This window comes from Janthinobacterium sp. SUN128, assembly GCF_030587275.1.
GTDB lineage: Bacteria > Pseudomonadota > Gammaproteobacteria > Burkholderiales > Burkholderiaceae_D > Janthinobacterium > Janthinobacterium lividum.
Genome location: NZ_JAPWHY010000003.1, coordinates 187,797 through 202,621, shown reverse-complemented (window position 1 = coordinate 202,621; position 14,825 = coordinate 187,797). Strand labels below are relative to the sequence as shown.

The following is a 14,825-nucleotide window of genomic DNA, read 5'->3' as shown; positions in this document are numbered from 1 at the left end:
GCCAATGAAACAATCATTGCAGCTGCGCACTTCGCAGCACCTGGCACTGACGCCGCAGTTGCAGCAATCGATACGCCTGTTGCAATTGTCTACCCTGGAATTGCATCAGGAACTAGAGCAATTGCTGACGGACAATCCCTTGCTCGAACGCCTCGATGATCCGCTCGACCGTTCGCTGCGCCTGCTGTCCGACGGTGCCTTGAGTTCCACGGCAGCGCCGGCCGAAGCGCCGCCCCAGCCGCCAGGGCAGGAAGCGCCCGCAGCGCCGGCCGAAGCGGAAACTTTTGATGGCGATGCCGGCGACGGCCCGGCCGCCGCCGATGGCGGCGACAGCGACTGGAGCGAGGCGAGCCGCGGCAAGGCGCCCGACGACGAAGATTCGCGCCCGCAACTCGAAGCCCATCACTGCACCCTGCGCGAACACCTGATGGAGCAGATGCGCGTGACGGTACTCGAATTGCGCGACCGCGCGCTGGTCGAGCTGATTATCGATGCGCTCGACGACAATGGCTACCTGGAAGAGTCGCTCGACGACATCCTGGCGCGCCTGCCGGAAGAGCTGGAAATCGACGCCGACGAGATGCGCACGGCCTTGTCTCTCTTGCAAAGTTTCGATCCGCCCGGCGTGGGCGCGCGCAATGCGTCCGAATGCCTGGCGCTGCAAATCAAGCGCTTGCCGCACATCGCCATGGTGACGCGCCGCATGGCCCTCGTCATCGTGGAAAAGCACCTGGCCTGGTTTGCCCAGCGCGATTTCAACAAGCTGAAAAAAGCCCTCGATTGCGACGATGAAGACTTGCGCGAAGCGCAGACGGTGATTCGCCAGTGCAATCCGCATCCGGGCGCCGTGTTCGCCTCGGACGTCTCCGATTACGTGGTGCCCGACGTCGTCGTCAAGCGCGCGCGCAATGGCTGGCAAGTGACCTTAAACAACGATGTCATGCCGCGCCTGCGCGTCAATGCCATGTACGCCAACTTGCTCAAGCAGGGCAAGGGCGAGGGCGCCATGGGCGCACAGTTGCAGGAAGCCAAGTGGCTGATCAAGAATATGCGCCAGCGCTTCGACACGATCCTGCGCGTGGCGCAGGCGATAGTAGAAAGACAAAAGAACTTTTTCTCGCATGGGGCCGTTGCCATGCGTCCCCTTGTGCTCCGTGAAATAGCTGATACACTGGGTTTACACGAGAGTACTATCTCGCGGGTAACAACTCAAAAGTACATGCTGACCCCGCACGGCATGTTCGAGTTGAAATATTTCTTTGGTAGCCACGTCGCCACCGAAGCGGGGGGCGAAGCGTCATCGACGGCGATACGGGCATTGATCGTGCAACTGACAGGAGCAGAAGACCCTAAAAATCCTTTATCCGACAGTAAGATTGCGGACATGCTGGGGGAACAAGGCATGGTGATTGCGCGACGTACTGTTGCCAAATACCGGGAAGCGTTGAAAATTCCGCCAGTGAGCCTGCGTAAGTGTTTGTAAGTTTTTTTCGGTTCCTCTGCGGGCCGGATAGGATGGACCGCACGAACCCGATCATCTTTAGGAGTGTGTATGAATCTCACCATCAGCGGACATCATCTCGAAGTGACACCAGCCATCCGTGAATACGTACAAACGAAGCTGGAGCGCGTGAAACGTCATTTCGATCAAGTCATCGATATCGCCGTGATTCTGACCGTGGATAACCTCAAAGAGAAAGAAAAACGTCAAAAGGCTGAAGTCAACCTGCGTTTGAGCGGCAAGACTGTCTATGTGGAAAGCTTGGCGCACGACCTGTACGCCGCGATCGATACCCTGATCGACAAGCTCGATAGGCAAGTGATGAAATACAAAACCAAAGTGCAAGGGCACGGTAAAGAGGCGATCAAGCATCTGCCAGACAACTCCGAGGAAGAAGCCGTCGTCGCCGTCTAAGGCCACCCGCTTCCAGCAGTTGTGATCAACTAAGGGCGCACATCTTGCGCCCTTTTTTGCGCCTGGACCTTTTGAGCGCAATGTTCGCCGCGCAGGGGCTAAAATGTTTGCACTTTCACTTCTTTCCTGCCTGCCATGAGCGACTTCGTCCAGACTTCCATCCGCAACCGCACGGGCCATATCGTGCTCGACCGTCCGAAAGCCTTGAATTCCCTGTCGCTGGAGATGGTGCGCGCCCTGAGCGCGGCCTTGCTGGCCTGGCGCGACGATCCGCAGGTGGATGCCGTGGTGATCCGCTCCAGCAGTGAAAAAGCCCTGTGCGCCGGCGGCGACATCCGTTTCTTTTACGATGCGGGCCTGGCCACGCCGCAAGGCGGCAGTGCCTTGCTGGAGGATTTCTTTACGGAAGAATATGCTTTAAATCATTTAATTCATTTCTACCCAAAACCGTATATTGCCGTGATGGATGGCGTGGTGATGGGCGGCGGCATGGGCGTGGCGCAAGCCGGGCCGGGCAACCGCCTGCGCATCGTGACGGGCCGCACGCGCATGGCCATGCCGGAAGTCAATATCGGCTTGTTTCCCGACGTGGGCGGCAGTTATTTTCTATCCCGCCTGGCCGGCCAGCTGGGCCTGTACCTGGGCTTGACGGGCTTGACGATTAACGCGGCCGATGCCCTGTACACGGGGCTGGCCGATGTCTACGTGCCTGAGGCGCAGATGGGGGCGCTGCTGGATCTGTTCGAATCGACGCGGGGCGAGGCCTTGCCGGTGGCCATCAAGGCGCTGGCGGCGCCTTTCCAGGCCGAGGCGGGGGTGTCTCCCCTGGCCACGGCGCGCGCGGCGCTGGACCGCCATTTCGGCGCCCCTTCTGTGGCCGCCATCATGGCCTCGCTGGCGCAGGATGACAGCGCGTTCGCGGCCAAGGCGCTGGCGGCCATGCGCCAGCGTTCGCCCTTGATGATGTCGGTGACCCTGGAATTGCTGCAGCGGGGCGCCCACCTGGGCGTGGCCGATTGCCTGCGCATGGAGCGCACGGTGGTGCGCCACAATTTCGAACATGGCGAAGTGCTCGAGGGCGTGCGCGCGCTGGTGGTCGACAAGGACAATGCACCGCGCTGGAACCCTGCCAGCCTGGACGACGTCGATGCGGCCATGGTGGCGCGCTTCTTTGCCCCCGTCTGGCCAGCCGCGGCGCATCCGCTGCGCCACCTCGACTAATTAGCTGCGTTCGCGGTGGCGCAGGACGACGCGTTCATTCGGGCCGAAATACTGCGCCAGCCGCTCCGCCATGTACACGGAGCGGTGCTGGCCGCCCGTGCAGCCCAGGGCCACCGTCAGGTAGCTGCGGTTGTCGGACTTGAATGACGGCAACCATTTCTCGATGAAGGCGCGGATGTCGGCCAGCAGTTCCAGCGCGCTCGGCTGCGCGTCGAGGAAGGCGATCACGGGCGCATCGCGGCCGTCGAGCGGGCGCAGCGCGAGGTCGTAATAGGGATTCGGCAAGGCCCGCACGTCGAAGACGAAATCGGCGTCCAGCGGCACGCCCAGCTTGAAGGCGAACGATTCGAAGAACAGGGTCAGCGGTGCGCGTTCGGAGGCGACGATATCCTTGATCCAGGCGCGCAGCTTGTTGGCGCTCAGTTCAGACGTGTCGATCACATGGCCCAGCTGTTCGATGGCTGACAGGCGTTCGCGTTCTTCCGAGATGCACTCGATCAGCGTGCGGCGGCTGGCCGGATTCTGGTTCGGACGCAATTCGTGCGACAGCGGATGGCTGCGCCGCGTTTCCGAGAAGCGCGCCACCAGCGAATGCGTGGTGGCCGTCAGGAACATGACCTTGACGTCATGCCCCTGGTCGCGCAGCAGGGCCACATTGTGCGGCAGGCTGGTCAGCGACTCGGCGCTGCGCGCATCGACGGCGACGGCCAGTTGCGGTGTACCTTCGTCGAGCAGGGTCTGCACCAGGCTGGGCAGCAAGGCCGGCGGCAGGTTGTCGACACAATAGTAGCCGGTATCTTCCAGCACATTGAGCGCGACGGATTTACCGGAGCCGGATATTCCGGTGATAAGGACGATATGCATACGCCGATCATACAATAAAGATCGGCGCTCTGCTTCCAAGGCAATTATCTTTACAAATTATTGCAATTTGGAATGTGATATTGCCGGGATTGGCAGGGCGCTCTCGTCACGACCGTAGGTCGGCTTAGCGCGTCGCGCGTAAGCCGACACCGCGGCATGGGCCAACAATGTCGTCGGATTACGCACGGCGTTGCCGCGCTAATCCGACCTACTTGCTAGTCGCCACTCATTGCCAACCTCTGCCGCTCCATGAACTCCTGCAAGGTATCGATGCCGCGCAGTTGCAAAATCGTGTTGCGCACGGCCGCTTCCAGCAGTACGGCGATGTTGCGGCCGGCGGCGACGGGGATGACGACCTTGCGCACGGGCAAACCCAGCACGTCTTCCGTGGGGAACAGGAAAGGCAGGCGCTCGACTTCCTCTTCCAGCGCGTTGCGGCGCACCAGATGCACGATCAGTTTCAGGCGCATCTTGCGGCGCACGGCCGTTTCGCCAAAGATGGCCTTGATATCGAGCAAGCCCAGGCCCCGCACTTCCAGCAGGTTTTGCAGCAAAGGCGGGCAGCGGCCTTCGATCATGTTGGGCGCGATGCGCGAGAATTCGACGGCGTCGTCGGCCACCAGGCCGTGGCTGCGCGAAATCAGTTCCAGCCCCAGCTCGCTCTTGCCCAGGCCCGAATCGCCCGTGATCAGCACGCCCACGCCCAGCACGTCCATGAACACGCCATGCATGATGATGCGTTGCGCCAGCTTTTTAGACAGGTAGACGCGCAGGAAATCGATCACTTGCGCGGCCGGCAGCGGGGTGGAGAACAGGGGAATGTTTTGCTCGTCGCAGATGGCGAGGATGTCGGGCGGCGTTTCCAGCCCTTGCGCGATGATCAGCGCGGGCGGACCGCCGGCGATCAGCTCGCCGATCACGTGGGTGCGCGTGTTGACCTTCAGGCGCTGGTAGTAATTGATTTCCTGGTGGCCGAAGACCTGGATGCGGCCCGGATGGATCAGGTTCAAGTGGCCCACCTGGTCGGCGGCCGACGAGACATCGCCCGAGATCAGGCGCTCGCCGCCGGGGAAGCCGGCGAACCAGCCCAGTTGCAGACTTTCACGATTGTCGTCGTACAGGCGTTGTATCGTCAGTGGCGTTTGCAACATGGCAGTCTTCTTCTTCAGGAGTGGAGGAATACCTGAAGTTTAACCCGCCGCTTGCAGACTAGGTTGCCAATTGACGATGCGCGAATGTACGGATTTCGGTTCCGGATCCGTGGCCAGTGCCGTGCGGAAGGCGTCATCGGAAAACATTTCAGCGATTTCCGACAGGATTTCCAGATGTTGCTGAGTGACATGATCGGGAATCAGCAGGAAAAACAGCAGATTGACAGGCTTGCCATCGGGCGACTCGAACGGAATCGGCTCGGCTAGGCGGACGAAGGCGCCCAGCGGCGATTTCAAGGTTTTGCTGCCCTTGACCCTGCCATGCGGCACGGCTACGCCATGGCCCAGACCAGTCGAGCCCAGGCGTTCGCGGGCAAACAGATTGTCCGAGACGGTAGAGCGGGCGATGCCGTAATTGTTTTCGAAGATCAGGCCGGCTTGCTCGAAGGCACGTTTTTTACTGGAGACTTCCAGGTCCAGCAGGACGTTTTCGAGAGATAGTATTTTGCTAAGATTAGTCATGACACTCAATGAAATGGTGCAATGCGCAGAGGGCTTGCGAGCCGAATTATAGGCCTGTTTCGGCGGCCTGTAACGCCAATTCTCAACAGTATACGCCCGCTGCGGGCGCAGTGGGCGCTACAGCCCATGTCACCATCATTTTAGCAAAAAAATAACATCGGCGTGTATCGGCTATTTCTTGATTAAAAACACGCGGCGCGCCGGTTTTTCCGCCGCCGAATGCCGATTTTCCGATTTTTCAGCGTCTTTGACATGCTCTGCGGCACTACTGCAACGTTGTTTTAAAACACAGCCAACATTCCTGTTGGCATGGTTTCATGGTGTTGCGCGGTGTTGCCTAATGTTACTGACGGGCGTTGCGCAGATTGCCCGGCATCGCTCCCGTGCTGAAGTTGCTGCGCCAAGGATTGATATCGAGGCCGCCGCGGCGCGTATAGCGCGCATACACGGACAGTTTTTGCGGCTTGCACTGACGCAAGATATCGACAAAGATGCGTTCCACGCACTGTTCGTGGAATTCATTGTGCTCGCGGAAACCGATCAGGTAACGCAACAGGCTTTCCTGGTCGATCTGCGGTCCTGCATACTCGATCTGCACGCTGCCCCAGTCGGGCTGGCCCGTCACCAGGCAATTCGATTTGAGCAAGTGCGAGACGAGTTTTTCTTCCACGGGCGCTTCGTCCAGCGCTGCCTTCAGCAGCAGCGGCGAGGGCGTGTATTGCGTGATTTCCAGGTCCAGGCGGTCCAGCAGCACGCCATCGAATTCACCCATTTTCAGCTTGCCGAAATCTTCCTGCAAAGTCAGTTCCACTTGCACGGGCGCGCCGAAGCCGTTCGATAAATCTTGCTTGAGCAAGGCCACCAGCGCATCCGGGCTGTCCAGCTTGGTCTGGTTGAAGGAATTCAGGTACAGCTTGAACGATTTCGACTCGATGATGTTCGGCGAATCGGCCGGCGCGCTGACCTTGGCGATGGCCACCTGCGGCTTGCCACGCTGGTTCAGCCACGACAGTTCATAGGCATTCCAGATATCGAGGCCGAAAAACGGCAAGGTGCCGTGCAATTCCAGCTCGTCGCGCTTGCCCTGGCGTGGAATGGGAAACAGCAATTCCGGCGCGTAGTCGGTGCGGTAGGCGGAGCTTTTGCCCAGCGGGGATTGTTCGGCGAGGTCGTTGGTGGTGGTCATGGTCGTGTGGCGTGAATTCAGTCAAGGACGCATGGTAGCCTAATTCCCCCGACGGCGAGTAGCCGCCGCCGGGAGGTGATGCTTAACCCAGGAACAGCTTGTAGACGGGATTGCTGCTTTCATCCCAGTAACGGTACCCCAAGGTATCGAGGAAGCGGGCGAACTCTCCCATTTCATCGGGCGGCACTTGCAAGCCGATCAGGATGCGGCCCACGTCGCCGCCCTGGCTGCGGTAATGGCAAAGTGAAATATTCCAGTTCGGCGCCATGCTGTCGAGGAAGCGCATCAGCGCGCCCGGGCGCTCGGGGAACTCGAAGCGGTACAGCAGCTCATCCTGCGCCAGCCGGCTCTTGCCGCCCACCAGATGGCGGATGTGCGACTTGGCCAGCTCGTCGTGGGTCAGGTCCAGCGTCTTGAATTCGTGTTCCTCGAAGGTCTTTGCCAGCACGCTCGATTCATGCCGGTCGGCAATTTGAATGCCGACGAACACGTGCGCGGCTTTTTCATCGCTGATGCGGTAATTAAATTCCGTCACGTTGCGCGCGCCGATGAGCGAGCAGAAACGTTTGAAGCTGCCCCGCTGTTCGCGCATGGTGACGGCAAACACGGCTTCGCGGAATTCGCCCAGTTCGGCCCGTTCCGCGACGAAGCGCAAACGGTCGAAATTCATGTTCGCGCCGCTGGCGATGGTGACCAACGTTTCATTGTTGACGGGATGCTTGGTCAGGCTGGCCCGTTCCACATAGGCCTTGGCACCGGCGATGGCCAGCGCGCCGGACGGTTCCAGAATGCTGCGCGTATCCGTAAACACATCCTTGATGGCGGCGCAGATGGCGTCCGTGTCGACGGTGATGATTTCATCGACATACGCCTGCACCAGGCGGAAAGTTTCCTCGCCGGCCAGGCGCACGGCCGTGCCGTCGGCAAACAGGCCCACGTCGTTCAGGGTCACGCGCTCGCCCGCCTTCAGCGAGCGGGCCATGGCGTTCGAATCGACGCTTTGCACGCCGATGATCTTGATGTCGGGACGGATCTGTTTCACGTAGGCGGCAATGCCGGCGATCAGGCCGCCGCCGCCGATGGGTGCGAAGATGGCGTGGATGGGGCCGGCGTGCTGGCGCAGGATTTCCATGCCGATCGTGCCCTGGCCGGCGATCACGTCCGGATCGTCGAACGGGTGCACGAAGGTCAGCTTCTGTTCCTTTTCCAGGGTCAGCGCGTGGTTGTAGGCATCCGTGTAGGACTCGCCGTGCAGCACCACTTCCACGTTCACACCGCCGCGGCCCTTGACCGCCTCGACCTTGACCAGCGGCGTGGTGGTCGGCATGACGATGACGGCGCGGCAACCCATGCGGGCGGCCGACAGGGCCACGCCCTGGGCATGGTTGCCGGCCGAGGCGCAAATCACGCCGCGCTTGCGTTCCGCTTCGCTCAGCTTGGACATCTTGTTGTAGGCGCCACGAATCTTGAAGCTGAACACGCTTTGCATGTCTTCGCGCTTGAAGTAAATCTGGTTGTTCAGGCGCTGCGACAGGGCAGGGGCCAGTTCCAGTGGCGTTTCGGTAGCGACGTCATAGACGCGGGCGGTCAGGATTTTCTTGAGGTAGTCGATGTTCATAGTCTGCAAGCAAGTGATTCTGGGCCAGAAAGGGTCTGGAACGTGTCGGGCGATAGCGGCGGCGCTGCGGCGGATAGCCTGGCGACAATAATGCTCTATGGAACTGCGGGCGGGTAGGCCTTTGCCGGCCGGCGCGGATTGTGCGGCGCGCAAGCTGCTCTTCATTATAATGGAGAGCCTTACTGCATCGCGAAGTGTTCCATGATCGAATCCGCAATCGCCTGGCTGCTGCAACTGATCGCAGCGCCGGAAGTCGGGCTGACATCGGTCTTTCTGATCAGCTTTATTTCCGCCACCTTGTTGCCGCTCGGCTCGGAACCGGCCGTCTTTGCCGTTATCAAGGCCAATCCCGCGCTGTTCTGGGCCGCCATCGGCGTCGCCACCCTGGGCAATACTCTGGGTGGTATCGTCGACTACTGGATGGGCTACCGGGCCAAGCAGGCGTTTGCCAAGGAGCGCGACACGCGCTGGTTCCGCTGGCTGGCCCGCTATGGGGCCAAGACCATGCTGCTGGCCTGGCTGCCGCTCGTGGGCGACCCCCTGTGCACGCTGGCCGGCTGGCTCAAGCTGCCGTTCTGGCCCAGCGTGGCCTACATGGCCGTCGGCAAGTGCGCGCGCTACCTGACCATGACGGGCTTGCTGCTGTACGTACCCGATGGCGTATGGCACAGGATTGGACAAATGCTGGCGTAAACGGCAGGCAAACGGGCGTAATGCAACGCCAGTTTGCCCCATTTTTGGGCAGTTCGATAGTTTGCAGCAGAGTCCGATTCTTGGCATTTTTGCGTCAAAAAATCACCAAGACTGATTTTTTATTCATGCAAAAGAAGGCTTTTCCGTATTTGCTATGGTGGCGGATGGGGTGTTTAAACCTTAGGCGGCCTAAGGCTGTTCCGGCATGGTGCGGCGCAATAAGATAAAATGGGCCTTTAGGGTCCAGTCCACATCGTCACCACACTCCATGAACGCTCCCGCACATATCCAAGCTTTACTGGCAGAAACGCCGAATGGTCCCGCAGCAAGCCGCCTGCGCGAAATCCCGTATAACTACACGTCGTTTTCCGATCGCGAGATCGTCATACGCCTGTTGGGGGAGGACTCCTGGCGCCTGCTCGACGAGCTGCGCGGCGCCCGTCAGACAGGCCGTTCGGCCCGCATGCTGTACGAGGTGCTGGGCGATATCTGGGTCGTGCGCCGCAATCCGTATCTGCAAGATGACTTGCTCGACAACCCGAAGCGCCGCCAGGGCTTGATCGATGCCTTGCATCACCGCCTGGCCGAAGTCGACAAGCGCCGCCTGTCCATCGATGCGGCCGGCGGCGACGTGGCCGCCAGTGGCGAATCGCCCGAAGTTGCCAAGGCGCGTAGCGCCAATGTGGAGTTGCTGCTGAAAGCGGCCAGCAAGGCCGTGGCCGACTTTGGCGACGAATTCCGCAAGACCTACGACTTGCGCAAGCGTACGGTCAAGGTGCTGGGCCGCTACACGGAAAAACATAATGTGCGCTTCGACGGCATGACGCGCGTGTCGCACGTGACGGACGCCACCGACTGGCGTGTGGAATACCCGTTCGTCGTCCTGACGCCCGACACGGAAGAGGAAATGGCCGGCCTGGTGAAGGGCTGTATCGAGCTGGGACTGACCATCATCCCGCGCGGCGGCGGCACCGGCTACACGGGCGGCGCGATTCCATTGACGCCGATGTCGGCCGTCATCAACACGGAAAAACTCATTACCCTGGGCGCCGTGGAAATGACGGTCTTGCCGGGCCTCACGCACGAATACGCGACGATCAATTCGGGTGCGGGCGTGATCACGAATAAAGTGTCGGAAGCGGCCGAGAAGGCCGGTTTCGTGTTTGCCGTCGACCCGACCTCGGCCCACGCCTCTTGCATCGGCGGCAACGTCGCCATGAATGCGGGCGGCAAGAAAGCCGTGCTGTGGGGCACGGCGCTGGACAACCTGGCTTCGTGGCGCATGGTCGACCCGAACGGCGACTGGCTCGACGTTACCCGCCTCGACCATAACCTGGGCAAGATCCACGATATCGCGCTGGCACGTTTCCAGCTGGAATGGCGTCATCCGAGCACGCGCGACGCGACGAAGCCGAACGCACCGTTCAAGACGGAAATCCTGGAAATTCCTGGCCGCAAGTTCCGTAAAGAGGGCCTGGGCAAGGACGTGACGGACAAATTCCTCGCCGGCTTGCCGGGCATCCAGAAAGAAGGCTGCGACGGCCTGATCACGTCGGCGCGCTGGATTCTGCACAAGATGCCGAAGTTCGCCCGCACCGTCTGCCTGGAATTCTTTGGCCAGGCGCGCGATGCGATCCCGTCGATCGTGGAAATCAAGGATTACCTCGATGGCTTGCCGGCCAAGGGCGAGCAATACACGACCATCCGCCTGGCGGGCCTGGAACACCTGGACGAGCGCTACCTGCGCGCCGTCGGCTACGCCACCAAGTCGAAGCGGGGCGTGCTGCCGAAGATGGCCCTGTTTGGCGACATCGTCGGCGACGATGAAAACGCCGTCGCGCAAGCGGCGTCGGAAGTGGTGCGTATCGCCAACACCCGCGTGGGCGAAGGTTTTGTTGCCGTCAGCCCGGAAGCGCGCAAGAAATTCTGGCTCGATAGAGCCCGCACGGCGGCGATTGCCAAGCACACGAATGCGTTCAAGATCAATGAAGACGTGGTGATACCGCTCAATCGCATGGGCGAATACACGGATGGCATCGAGCGCATCAATATCGAGCTGTCGATCAAGAACAAGCTGCAACTGGCGGATGCCTTGAGCGAATTCTTTGGCAAGGGCAACTTGCCTGTTGGCAAGAGCGACGATGCATCGGACGACCGGGTCGACGATGCGGAAATGCTGGGCGACCGCGCCGAGCAGGCACAGCAGTTGCTGGCGCAAGTCACGGCACGCTGGACCTATCTGCTGGCCCAGCTGGACCGTCCGCTGGCGGACGTGAAGGGTGAATTGGCCGAACTGGGCATGGAACGCTTGCTGCCCGTGTTTGATGCGCGCCTGGAAACGCAGCCCGACGCCACCCTGTTCGACGTGGTGCAGGACCGCACCGTGCGCATCACCTGGAAGCAGGAAATCCGCGCCCAGTTGCGCCAGATCTTCAACGGCGCCGCATTCAAGCTGATCCTCGACGAGGCCACCGCCATCCACGCGCGCATCCTGCGTTCGCGCGTCTTTGTCGCGCTGCACATGCACGCAGGCGACGGCAACGTGCACACGAACTTGCCCGTCAACTCGGACAATTACGAAATGCTGCAGGACGCCCATGAAGCCGTGGGCCGCATCATGATTTTGGCCCGCTCGCTGAATGGCGTCATTTCCGGCGAACACGGTATCGGCATCACCAAGCTGGAATTCTTGACGGAAGAAGAGATCGGCGAGTTCCGCAGCTACAAGCAGCGCATCGATCCGGAAGGCCGTTTCAACAAGGGAAAATTGTTGAACCTGCCAGGCATGGGGGCCGACTTGCGCAATGCCTACACGCCATCGTTCGGCCTGATGGGCCACGAATCCTTGATCATGCAGCAAAGCGATATCGGCGCCATCGCCGACAGCGTCAAGGATTGCTTGCGTTGCGGCAAGTGCAAGCCCGTGTGCTCGACCCACGTGCCGCGCGCCAATTTGCTGTACTCGCCGCGCGACAAGATCTTGGCGACCTCGTCCCTGATCGAAGCGTTCCTGTACGAAGAGCAGACGCGCCGCGGTATCTCCATCAAGCATTGGGAAGAGTTCGAAGACGTGGCCGACCATTGCACGGTATGCCATAAGTGCGTCACGCCTTGCCCCGTGAATATCGATTTCGGCGACGTGTCGATGAACATGCGCAACTTGCTGCGCAAGATGGACAAGAAGAGCTTTAATCCGGGCACCAAGGCAACGATGATGTTCCTCAACGCCACCGATCCCGTGACCATCAACGCCACGCGCAAGGTCATGATCGGCTGGGGTTACAAGGCGCAGCGCCTGGGCCATGACTTGCTGAAGAAGTTTGCCAAGAAGCAAACCAAGGCGCCGCCGCCATCGACGGGCAAGCCGCCCGTCAAGGCGCAGGTGATCCATTTCATCAACAAAAAGATGCCGGGCAACCTGCCGAAGAAATCGGCGCGCGCGCTGCTCGACATCGAAGACGACAAGGTCATCCCGATCATCCGCAATCCGAAGACGACGACGGCCGATACGGAAGCCGTGTTCTACTTCCCTGGTTGCGGTTCGGAACGTTTGTTCTCGCAAGTGGGCCTGGCTACGCAGGCGATGCTGTGGGAAGTGGGCGTGCAGACGGTCTTGCCGCCGGGCTACCTGTGCTGCGGTTATCCGCAGCGGGGCGCGGGCGAGTTCGACAAGGCCGAGAAGATGATGACGGATAACCGCGTCCTGTTCCACCGCATGGCCAACACGCTCAATTACCTCGACATCAAGACGGTGCTCGTCTCGTGCGGCACGTGTTACGACCAGCTGGCCACGTATCAGTTTGAAAAGATTTTCCCTGGCTGCCGCATCATGGATATCCATGAGTATCTGCTGGAGAAAAACGTCAAGCTGGAAGGCGTCAACGGCACCCGTTATATGTACCACGAGCCATGCCACAATCCGATGAAGCTGCAGGAATCGGGCAAGACCATCAATTCCCTGATCAGCACGGTGGATAACGTGAAGATCGAGAAGAATGACCGTTGCTGCGGCGAATCAGGTTCGCTGGCCGTCACGCGCCCCGACATTTCCACGCAAGTGCGTTTCCGCAAGGAAGAAGAGATGGTCAAGGGCGCCGACAAGCTGCGCGGCGACGGTTTCACGGGCGACGTGAAGATCCTCACCAGCTGCCCGTCGTGCCTGCAAGGCTTGTCGCGCTACAATGACGATTCGGGCACGACGGCCGACTACATCGTCGTCGAGATCGCCAAACACTTGCTGGGAGAGAACTGGATGCCGGATTACGTGAAACGCGCCAATGACGGCGGCATTGAACGGGTGTTGGTGTGACCTGCGATCTGTGCACATTGCTCGACGGCTTTGCCAACAAGCAGGGCTGTGAAGCCTTGCTGTGGCGCAGCGAGCGCCTGTCCGTGGTGGCGGTTGATGACGCCGCCTATCCCGGCTTTTGCCGCGTGATCTGGAACAAGCACGTCAAGGAAATGACGGACCTGACGCCCGGTGAGCGCAACTATGTGATGGAAGTCGTGTGGCAAGTCGAACTGGCCGTGCGTGAAGTGATGCAGCCGGAAAAGGTCAATGTGGCCAGTTTCGGCAACATGACGCCGCACGTGCATTGGCATGTGATTCCCCGCTACCGCGACGATGCGCATTTCCCCAATCCCAGCTGGGCGGTGATTCAGCGCGAGACGGCGCCCGAGGTGCTGGCCGCGCGCCGCGCCCTGTTGCCAGTCTTGCGCGACGCCATCATTCAACGTTTATCCGCATAAAGTATTGTCATGACTGAAAAAGTAGCAACGCCCCAACCCACCGGCTTGACCGTGCATAACCAGTCGCGCGTGCTCGACGTGGCTTTCGATGATGGCAGCGAATTTGCGCTGCCATTCGAATACCTGCGCGTGTACTCGCCGTCGGCCGAAGTGCAAGGCCATGGCAAGGGCCAGGAAACCTTGCAATTAGGAAAACGCCTGGTTGGCATCACGGGCCTGGAACCGGTCGGCAACTACGCCGTGCAGCCCACCTTCAGCGATGGCCACAATTCCGGCCTGTACACTTGGGCTTATCTGTACAAGCTGGGCGCGGAGCAGGCGACCCTGTGGCAGGATTATCTGGACCGCCTGACGGCAGCTGGCTATCCGGGCGACAGCGGCCGCGACGCCAAGGCCGACATGACGGTCAAGCAATCTTCCGGCGGTCATGTTCATGGGCCCAGTTGCGGGCACAAACACTAAGGTGAAAAAATAATGCGGTAAGCTTGTCGGATTGCCGCATATCCATTCGTCGTATGAATGCCCGCGCTTGCGGGCATTTTTCTTTTGGAGAAGAGACTATGGAATACATGATCCTGATCTACGCCGACGAGGCGCGCTATGAAGCCATGGAGGAGGGCCAGATGGCCAGCCTGATGGCCGACTTTGCCAGCTATACGCAAGACCTGGAGGCCGCCGGCGTGCTGCGCGGGGGCGCGGAACTGGCGCCCGTGCGCAGCGCCACCAGCGTGCGTGTGCAAAACGGCAAGCCCGTCATCACGGATGGGCCGTTCGCGGAAACCAAGGAGCAGCTGGGCGGCTATTATCTGCTGGATTGCGCCCACCTGGACGAGGCGCTGGCCTGGGCCGGGCGCTGTCCGGCCGCCTCCCTGGGCACCATCGAAGTACGGCCTGTCACGGCATAAA

Annotated in this window: 13 protein-coding genes; 8 read left to right on the top strand and 5 right to left on the bottom strand. The window is 60.4% G+C overall.

Going from position 1 to position 14,825, the window contains the following annotated elements; all coding sequences use genetic code 11:
- Positions 1 to 4: 4 nt before the first annotated feature.
- From O3297_RS23615 to O3297_RS23605, 3 genes are all read left to right on the top strand, one after another.
- Positions 5 to 1,483 carry an RNA polymerase factor sigma-54 gene (locus O3297_RS23615; RefSeq protein WP_305050393.1) on the top strand — a complete coding sequence of 493 codons (1,479 nt, stop codon included), beginning with the start codon at positions 5 to 7 and terminating at the stop codon, positions 1,481 to 1,483.
- Positions 1,484 to 1,552: 69 nt separating this feature from the next.
- A complete protein-coding gene (gene hpf, locus O3297_RS23610) occupies positions 1,553 to 1,915 on the top strand; it encodes a ribosome hibernation-promoting factor, HPF/YfiA family (protein ID WP_034778388.1) in 363 nt (120 codons plus the stop codon).
- Between the two features lie 135 nt (positions 1,916 to 2,050).
- Positions 2,051 to 3,136 carry an enoyl-CoA hydratase/isomerase family protein gene (locus tag O3297_RS23605; protein WP_305050390.1) on the top strand — a complete coding sequence of 362 codons (1,086 nt, stop codon included), beginning with the start codon at positions 2,051 to 2,053 and terminating at the stop codon, positions 3,134 to 3,136.
- Here the strand turns inward: O3297_RS23605 and rapZ are convergent, their stop codons facing one another.
- The 5 genes from rapZ to ilvA form a co-directional block, all read right to left on the bottom strand.
- A complete protein-coding gene (gene rapZ / locus O3297_RS23600) occupies positions 3,137 to 4,000 on the bottom strand; it encodes an RNase adapter RapZ (RefSeq protein ID WP_035824128.1) in 864 nt (287 codons plus the stop codon). It lies immediately after the preceding gene.
- Between the two features lie 215 nt (positions 4,001 to 4,215).
- The gene (gene hprK / locus O3297_RS23595; protein WP_034753337.1) at positions 4,216 to 5,151 is read right to left on the bottom strand and encodes an HPr(Ser) kinase/phosphatase; all 936 of its coding nucleotides are present in this window, start codon (positions 5,149 to 5,151) and stop codon (positions 4,216 to 4,218) included.
- A gap of 39 nt (positions 5,152 to 5,190) precedes the next feature.
- Positions 5,191 to 5,673 carry a PTS sugar transporter subunit IIA gene (locus O3297_RS23590; protein WP_034753339.1) on the bottom strand — a complete coding sequence of 161 codons (483 nt, stop codon included), beginning with the start codon at positions 5,671 to 5,673 and terminating at the stop codon, positions 5,191 to 5,193.
- Positions 5,674 to 6,016: 343 nt separating this feature from the next.
- Positions 6,017 to 6,859: an NADPH-dependent 7-cyano-7-deazaguanine reductase QueF gene (gene queF, locus O3297_RS23585; RefSeq protein WP_070278970.1), complete on the bottom strand. Its 843-nt coding sequence runs from the start codon at positions 6,857 to 6,859 to the stop codon at positions 6,017 to 6,019.
- A gap of 82 nt (positions 6,860 to 6,941) precedes the next feature.
- Entirely contained in the window at positions 6,942 to 8,477 is a 1,536-nt protein-coding gene (gene ilvA / locus O3297_RS23580) for a threonine ammonia-lyase, biosynthetic (protein WP_034753344.1), read from the bottom strand.
- Positions 8,478 to 8,678: 201 nt separating this feature from the next.
- Here ilvA and O3297_RS23575 point away from each other — a divergent pair, with 201 nt between their 5' ends.
- The 5 genes from O3297_RS23575 (at position 8,679) to O3297_RS23555 (ending at position 14,824) form a co-directional block, all read left to right on the top strand.
- A complete protein-coding gene (locus O3297_RS23575; protein ID WP_034778395.1) occupies positions 8,679 to 9,170 on the top strand; it encodes a YqaA family protein in 492 nt (163 codons plus the stop codon).
- Between the two features lie 268 nt (positions 9,171 to 9,438).
- On the top strand, positions 9,439 to 13,479 hold the full coding sequence (locus O3297_RS23570) for a DUF3683 domain-containing protein (protein ID WP_070278971.1): 4,041 nt from the start codon (positions 9,439 to 9,441) through the stop codon (positions 13,477 to 13,479).
- Positions 13,476 to 13,919 carry an HIT family protein gene (locus O3297_RS23565; RefSeq protein ID WP_305050386.1) on the top strand — a complete coding sequence of 148 codons (444 nt, stop codon included), beginning with the start codon at positions 13,476 to 13,478 and terminating at the stop codon, positions 13,917 to 13,919. The genes O3297_RS23570 and O3297_RS23565 overlap by 4 nt, the downstream gene beginning before the upstream one ends.
- Positions 13,920 to 13,928: 9 nt before the next feature.
- Complete coding sequence (locus O3297_RS23560) at positions 13,929 to 14,381, top strand: gamma-butyrobetaine hydroxylase-like domain-containing protein (protein WP_070278973.1); 453 nt, start codon at positions 13,929 to 13,931, stop codon at positions 14,379 to 14,381.
- Between the two features lie 98 nt (positions 14,382 to 14,479).
- Positions 14,480 to 14,824: a YciI family protein gene (locus tag O3297_RS23555; protein WP_034778403.1), complete on the top strand. Its 345-nt coding sequence runs from the start codon at positions 14,480 to 14,482 to the stop codon at positions 14,822 to 14,824.
- Position 14,825: the final 1 nt, after the last annotated feature.

Coding starts and splice junctions, on each gene's coding strand:
- O3297_RS23615 (WP_305050393.1), top strand. CDS start 5: ATGAAACAATCATTGCAGCTGCGCACTTCGCAGCACCTGGCACTGACG.
- hpf (WP_034778388.1), top strand. CDS start 1,553: ATGAATCTCACCATCAGCGGACATCATCTCGAAGTGACACCAGCCATC.
- O3297_RS23605 (WP_305050390.1), top strand. CDS start 2,051: ATGAGCGACTTCGTCCAGACTTCCATCCGCAACCGCACGGGCCATATC.
- rapZ (WP_035824128.1), bottom strand. CDS start 4,000: ATGCATATCGTCCTTATCACCGGAATATCCGGCTCCGGTAAATCCGTC.
- hprK (WP_034753337.1), bottom strand. CDS start 5,151: ATGTTGCAAACGCCACTGACGATACAACGCCTGTACGACGACAATCGT.
- O3297_RS23590 (WP_034753339.1), bottom strand. CDS start 5,673: ATGACTAATCTTAGCAAAATACTATCTCTCGAAAACGTCCTGCTGGAC.
- queF (WP_070278970.1), bottom strand. CDS start 6,859: ATGACCACCACCAACGACCTCGCCGAACAATCCCCGCTGGGCAAAAGC.
- ilvA (WP_034753344.1), bottom strand. CDS start 8,477: ATGAACATCGACTACCTCAAGAAAATCCTGACCGCCCGCGTCTATGAC.
- O3297_RS23575 (WP_034778395.1), top strand. CDS start 8,679: ATGATCGAATCCGCAATCGCCTGGCTGCTGCAACTGATCGCAGCGCCG.
- O3297_RS23570 (WP_070278971.1), top strand. CDS start 9,439: ATGAACGCTCCCGCACATATCCAAGCTTTACTGGCAGAAACGCCGAAT.
- O3297_RS23560 (WP_070278973.1), top strand. CDS start 13,929: ATGACTGAAAAAGTAGCAACGCCCCAACCCACCGGCTTGACCGTGCAT.
- O3297_RS23555 (WP_034778403.1), top strand. CDS start 14,480: ATGGAATACATGATCCTGATCTACGCCGACGAGGCGCGCTATGAAGCC.